This window comes from Acinetobacter sp. SWAC5, from assembly GCF_003419885.1.
Lineage (GTDB): Bacteria > Pseudomonadota > Gammaproteobacteria > Pseudomonadales > Moraxellaceae > Acinetobacter > Acinetobacter cumulans.
This window is the reverse complement of sequence record NZ_QUWR01000050.1, coordinates 1-5722: the sequence shown is the minus strand read 5'-3', so window position 1 is coordinate 5722 and position 5722 is coordinate 1. Positions and strand designations below refer to the sequence as shown.

Below are 5722 nucleotides of genomic sequence, written 5' to 3'. Positions count from 1 at the left end.
AATGGCAACATGATCGGAAAAAAGCGATAAAAATAAAGAAGCATGGACGACTTTCAGTAAGTTTATTTCGCTACGGTTTGGACTATGTTCAAATGGCTATTCTACGTTTGATTGGTTTTGGAAAAAAGAAGAATTTAAGAAAGTGCTAGCAATTTTAAGAAAGAAAAAGCCTGATAGGACAAGGATCCTATGAAATTTGTCGTGTACAGAGATTTTAAAGTTATATAACTTATTTTAAGTTAAATAGGGAAAAGAAAAGATAATTCTGTAATGATCATTCACTATTTAGAAAATTTTCACGGTTTTCATTAGGTAATATACAAGAATTAAAAATGTCATGTGATATGTAACCTTTTACTATGAAATAACTTTAAAATTTTATGTATGTTTAGGGTATGCCTCAATCTGACGGCTGCGAACCGCCAGGGACAGGCGCAATGTCAGATTCTGTCGCGGCCTTGGCGCGTGCCTGGAAGCGTTCATAGCAATCCAGCCCGCAGAAATGTTCGACGTATTCCGCGCCTTCCGGGGTGAAGGCGGCATCGAGCGGAATTTCTTTGCAGCATACGCAGCAGGTGGTGCAACTGGCAGTGTTCGGGGCGTTTGCGTTCATGGTGGTACTCCTCCAGATTGGTAGCGAAGCTCAAAGCTGCCCACTCTCGGCTGGCTGGGAAGCGGTCATGATCTTCCCTTGAAGGCCCGCAGCAGCCGCGTCACAGACAGGACAAACAAGCCGGTCAGCGTGAGGGCTGCAATACCCCAGTGCTCCCCGATGAACGCGCCGGCCGTCGTGCCGGCTAGCACAATGGCGAGAATCGGCAAATGGCAGGGACAGGTGAGCACGGCCAGCGCGCCCCACAAGTAGCCGGTGATCGGTTTGTGCGTCTCAGACGGCAAGTGCTCTGGGCTGTTCATGGCAGACTCTCCGCGTGCTGTGCCGGTTCGGTTGGCATGGCGGCCAGTTGCATTTCGAGGCTGGCCAGGGCCTCGCGCCGACGCTCGACGAACTGACGCAGCAGGGCAAGCTGCGCGGCCGCTTCGTCGCCGTCCGCCGCATCCAGCGCCCGGCACAGCCGCGCCAGTGCGTCCAGGCCGATACCCGCTTCGAAGGCAGCCCGTACAAAGCGCAGCCGTTGCAACGCGGTGTCATCGAACAAGCCGTAGCCGCCCGTGGTGCACGCGACCGGCCGTAGCAATCCGCGCAGCAGGTAGTCGCGCACGATATGCACGCTCACCCCGGCATCAAGGGCCAGCCGGGACACTGTGTAGGCGCTCATTGAACACCTCCTTTTCCTCATCCGGCGCAGCACGAAAGCTGCTTCACGTCCTTGCTGAAGGTCTGCGCCGCGAGCTTCAGCCCTTCGACCATGGTCAGGTAGGGGAACAATTGGTCGGCCAGTTCCTGCACGGTCATACGGTTGCGAATGGCGAGCACCGCCGTCTGGATCAGTTCACCCGCTTCCGGGGCCACCGCTTGCACGCCGATGAGCCGTCCGCTACCTTCCTCGATGACCAGCTTGATGAAGCCGCGTGTGTCGAAGTTGGCAAGCGCACGCGGCACGTTGTCCAAGGTCAAGGTGCGACTGTCGGTCTCGATCCCGTCGTGATGTGCTTCCGCCTCGCTGTAGCCCACGGTGGCGACCTGCGGGTCGGTGAACACCACGGCCGGCATTGCGGTCAGGTCCAGGGCCGCATCGCCGCCAGTCATGTTGATCGCAGCACGGGTGCCGGCCGCTGCCGCCACATAGACGAACTGAGGCTGGTCGGTGCAGTCGCCAGCCGCATAAATGTGTGGCGTACTGGTGCGCATGCCCTTGTCGATGACGATGGCCCCCTGCGCATTGACGGCTACCCCCGCCGCTTCCAATGCCAGGCTGCGCGTGTTCGGTGTCCGGCCGGTGGCGACCAGCAGCTTGTCGGCGCGCACTTCGCCCTGTCCAGTGGTCAGCACGAATTCGCCGTCCACATGGGCGACTTGGCTGGCTTGCGTATGTTCCAGTACCTTGATTCCTTCGGCACGGAAGGCGGCTGTGACGGCCTCGCCGATGGCAGGGTCTTCGCGGAAGAACAGCGTGCTGCGCGCAAGGATCGTGACCTGGCTACCCAGCCGGGCGAAGGCTTGCGCCAGTTCCAGCGCCACCACCGACGAGCCGATGACGGCCAGGCGTTCGGGAATGGTGTCGCTGACCAAGGCCTCGGTCGAAGTCCAGTAGGGTGACTCTTTCAGGCCCGGAATCGGCGGCATGGCCGGACTGGCACCCGTGGCGACCAGGCAGCGGTCGAACATCACGACGCGCTCACCACCCTCGTTCAAACTAACGATAAGGCTCTGGTCGTCCTTGAAACGCGCTTCACCGTGCAGAACGGTGATGGCTGAATTGCCGTCCAGGATGCCTTCGTACTTGGCATGACGGAGTTCTTCGACACGGGCCTGCTGCTGGGCCAGCAGCCGCTCGCGCAAGATCGTCGGCGGTGTGGGTGGCATGCCGCCGTCGAATGGGCTTTCCCGGCGCAGATGGGCGATGTGGGCGGCGCGGATCATGATCTTGGACGGCACACAACCGACGTTGACGCAGGTGCCGCCGATGGTGCCGCGCTCAATCAGCGTGACCTGCGCGCCTTGCTCGACGGCCTTCAGTGCTGCCGCCATCGCGGCTCCACCGCTGCCGATCACGGCGACTTGCAACGGGCGCTCGCCGCCGCTGCCCTTGTCGGCGGCACCCATCCAGCCGCGCACCTTGTCGAACAGCCCAGTGCGGTTGTCGGTCGGCGGGGCATCGGCGAGCATCGCTTTGTAGCCCAGGCCAGCCACGGCGGCGGTCAGTGCGTCCGGCGCTGTGCCTGGATCAAGGGCGAGCTGGGCCGCGCCCTTGGCATAGGACACTATGGCAGATTGGACGCCGGGTACTTTTTCCAGCGCTTCCTTGACGTGCGCCGCGCACGAGTCGCAGGTCATGCCGGTGATTTTTAGATGGGTCATGTATTTTTCCTTTTCTGTGGTGGCTACGGCTGTTGCCGTCAGCCACGTTGTTCTGGCAATTCACAGCTGTCCGGCCCGCAGCGGCGATGTGCTGGCGAGATGAAATCCCAGACCGACACCCCAACCATCAAGGCCAGGCCGACATAGAGCAGTCCACCGCTCTGCCAGCCGTAAGCCCGCATTAAAAACACCGCTGCCAGCACCAAGATCGGGCCTATCGTGCCGAGCGCCGTGCGTCGCCACTGTCGATGATTGAGCCAAGCGATAGCATTGGCGAGTAACGCGATGCCGGCGAACATCGGCAGCAGGATGCCAATGAATAGCCCCTCGTACTGGCTCAAGAAGCCCAGTCCGATGGCCGCGCCAAAGCTGGCGATGGCAGGAAAACAGGCGGCGCAGCCCATCGCGGAAACGACGCTGCCGAGCGCGCCGGTTTTGCCAGCGATGCGCGTGATGAGTCCCATGTGTCGCTCCCGAGTTCGGTTAACGGATCAGCGTTTGAGGCTGGACGGATAGCCCGCGTCCTCGGTCGCCTTGGTCAACTTCTGGACGTTGGTCTTGGCATCGTCGAAGGTGACGACGGCCTGGCGCTTGTCGAAACTTACGTCGGTCTTGCTCACGCCCTCAACCTTGGAAATCGCCTTCTTGACGGTGATCGGGCAAGAGGCGCAGGTCATGCCCGGTACGGACAGCGTGACGGTCTGGGTGGCGGCCCAGGCAGGGACAGCGAAGGTAGCGGCAAGGGCAAGAGCGGTAAGCAGTTTTTTCATGATTTTTCCTCAATTAGTAGAACAGGGGCATTACATACGGGAACGTTAGTGCAACGACAACTAGCGCAGCCACAATCCAAAAGATGACTTTGTACGACGTCTTGGCTTGTGGGGCAGCGCATACATCGCCAGGCTCGCATGCTTGCGTAGTCCGGAAGATGCGGCGGTAGGCAAAGAACATTGCTATCAATGCCGCACCGAGAAAGATGGGGCGGTAAGGTTCCAATGCCGCCAAGTTACTCATCCAAGCGCCGCTGAATCCCAAGGCGATCAAAACCAGCGGCCCCAGGCAGCAGGCCGACGCAAGAATGGCGGCCAGCCCACCGGCGAAGAGCGCGCCGCGCCCGTTTTGTGGTTCAGACTTTTGTGGTTCAGACATACGCTTGTCCTTTCAAATTTGGTTTGGATAGCTTAAGCTTACTTCCGTAGTTATGTACGGAGTCAAGCGATATGCAAATTAATTTTGAGAATCTGACCATTGGCGTTTTTGCCAAGGCGGCCGGGGTCAATGTGGAGACCATCCGGTTCTACCAGCGCAAGGGCCTGCTGCCGGAGCCAGACAAGCCCTATGGCAGCATTCGCCGCTATGGCGAGGCGGATGTAACACGAGTGCGGTTCGTGAAATCGGCCCAGCGGCTGGGCTTTAGCCTGGACGAAATCGCCGAGCTACTGCGGCTGGAGGATGGCACCCATTGCGAGGAAGCCAGCGGCCTGGCCGAGCACAAGCTCAAGGATGTGCGCGAGAAGATGGCCGACTTGGCACGCATGGAGGCCGTGCTGTCTGAACTGGTGTGCGCCTGCCATGCGCGGAAAGGGAACGTTTCCTGCCCGCTGATTGCGTCACTGCAAGACGGAACGAAGCTCGCTGCATCGGCGCGGGGGAGTCACGGGGTGACTACGCCTTAGCGTGCTTTATTTTCCGAATTCTGAGACGACCCCATCTATACCAATATGTAGTTTACGCCATTGGCGACGATATTCAGCTCCATGTTTCTTGCGTTTCCATTCGCCCTCACCTAGAAACTTCATGCCTGTAGAGTCTACGAGTAGATGCAGCCCATCGCTACTTTTTTGGTAGCTGATTGCAATATCAATATGCTGTTTTCGTCTACAAATTGTAGTGTAGTCTGGCGCTATCCAATTTAATCCGCAAAGTTTAATCAGACTTTGCACAAAGCCAGTAACCATACGTAAAGACAGACGGAATAAGGATTTAATCATTAAGCAGCATTGGATGGCTGCGTCGGAGTAGGTTTGATTTCGCCCTTGTTTGCCTTTTGATGGCGCATACCATTGCGTAGCAGGATCAAACCAAATGGCAATATTTCCGCGACTCATGAGTGCTCGGTTATATGCGGGCCAATTGGTTGTGCGGTAGATTTTCTGTGTAGGCTTCTTCATTTGAAAATTATATCGCTGAAAAAGCCGTTACAGATAGGTTTGTGCAACAAAGCCGAAAGCATACTAAAAAGCTGAATAGCCTAAGCATTAATACAGTTCTAGATTTCGTCTGTGCTTCCCCCTTAATGATTAGAGATCAATTCTCTGTAGTCATGCACAGAACAATATTAGAATTACAGGGAATCTCTTGCATTGAAATTGAGCAAAGTCCTAAAGCAAAAAAACAAATAATAGCAAGCCGTTCCTTTGGCCAGAAAGTTTATAGCTGTGACGATCTTAAAGAAGCGATTACTCTTTATGTTCAAGATGCCGTAAGCCGTCTAAGAAGTGAAAATTTACTATGTGGCTGTATTATTAGTTTTGTGCAATCTAATCCATTTGATAGTTCTGAGCCTTTTTATAATAAATCTTTGTCTTACGCTTTACCCGATCCATCAGACAATAGTTGTGATTTGACAACACAAACGTAAACTGGACATTAAAGTCCTAAACTTTAACAATATAGTTGTAAACAAAGAGAGATTAAAAAAAATGTCAAATTTTACAGAAGCATATATTCCAAGTTTTGGAT

8 protein-coding genes and 3 pseudogenes are annotated in these 5722 nt (G+C 55.5%); 3 read left to right on the top strand and 8 right to left on the bottom strand.

Translation table 11 applies throughout. The features are described 5' to 3' along the window. Positions 1 to 193 (top strand): annotated as a pseudogene (locus DYI81_RS17530) (IS4 family transposase); the annotation flags it as partial. A 207-nt stretch (positions 194 to 400) separates the two neighbouring features. Here the strand turns inward: DYI81_RS17530 and DYI81_RS17525 are convergent. From DYI81_RS17525 to merT, 7 genes are all read right to left on the bottom strand, one after another. Further along, positions 401 to 613: a DUF3330 domain-containing protein gene (locus tag DYI81_RS17525; protein WP_000993245.1), complete on the bottom strand. Its 213-nt coding sequence runs from the start codon at positions 611 to 613 to the stop codon at positions 401 to 403. Between the two features lie 65 nt (positions 614 to 678). Continuing rightward, entirely contained in the window at positions 679 to 915 is a 237-nt protein-coding gene (gene merE / locus DYI81_RS17515) for a broad-spectrum mercury transporter MerE (RefSeq protein WP_001087807.1), read from the bottom strand. Then, positions 912 to 1277 carry a mercury resistance co-regulator MerD gene (merD, locus tag DYI81_RS17510; RefSeq protein ID WP_117008183.1) on the bottom strand — a complete coding sequence of 122 codons (366 nt, stop codon included), beginning with the start codon at positions 1275 to 1277 and terminating at the stop codon, positions 912 to 914. The genes merE and merD overlap by 4 nt, the downstream gene beginning before the upstream one ends. Positions 1278 to 1294: 17 nt before the next feature. Beyond that, positions 1295 to 2980: a mercury(II) reductase gene (gene merA / locus DYI81_RS17505; RefSeq protein WP_117008182.1), complete on the bottom strand. Its 1686-nt coding sequence runs from the start codon at positions 2978 to 2980 to the stop codon at positions 1295 to 1297. Positions 2981 to 3018: 38 nt separating this feature from the next. Then, the gene (gene merC, locus DYI81_RS17500; protein ID WP_000522996.1) at positions 3019 to 3444 is read right to left on the bottom strand and encodes an organomercurial transporter MerC; all 426 of its coding nucleotides are present in this window, start codon (positions 3442 to 3444) and stop codon (positions 3019 to 3021) included. A 27-nt stretch (positions 3445 to 3471) separates the two neighbouring features. Further along, positions 3472 to 3750 carry a mercury resistance system periplasmic binding protein MerP gene (gene merP, locus DYI81_RS17495; RefSeq protein ID WP_117008181.1) on the bottom strand — a complete coding sequence of 93 codons (279 nt, stop codon included), beginning with the start codon at positions 3748 to 3750 and terminating at the stop codon, positions 3472 to 3474. Positions 3751 to 3763: 13 nt separating this feature from the next. Continuing rightward, positions 3764 to 4129: a mercuric ion transporter MerT gene (gene merT, locus DYI81_RS17490; protein WP_008985551.1), complete on the bottom strand. Its 366-nt coding sequence runs from the start codon at positions 4127 to 4129 to the stop codon at positions 3764 to 3766. 71 nt (positions 4130 to 4200) lie between these two features. On the opposite strand from merT, the gene merR reads away from it, so the two are divergent. Then, positions 4201 to 4656 carry an Hg(II)-responsive transcriptional regulator gene (gene merR / locus DYI81_RS17485; protein ID WP_001166628.1) on the top strand — a complete coding sequence of 152 codons (456 nt, stop codon included), beginning with the start codon at positions 4201 to 4203 and terminating at the stop codon, positions 4654 to 4656. Between the two features lie 33 nt (positions 4657 to 4689). Here merR and DYI81_RS17480 read toward each other — a convergent pair. Further along, positions 4690 to 5151, bottom strand: a pseudogene (locus tag DYI81_RS17480) (IS5 family transposase); the annotation flags it as partial. A gap of 53 nt (positions 5152 to 5204) precedes the next feature. Here DYI81_RS17480 and DYI81_RS17475 point away from each other — a divergent pair. Next, a pseudogene (locus DYI81_RS17475) lies at positions 5205 to 5597 on the top strand (DNA-directed DNA polymerase); the annotation flags it as partial. Positions 5598 to 5722: the final 125 nt, after the last annotated feature.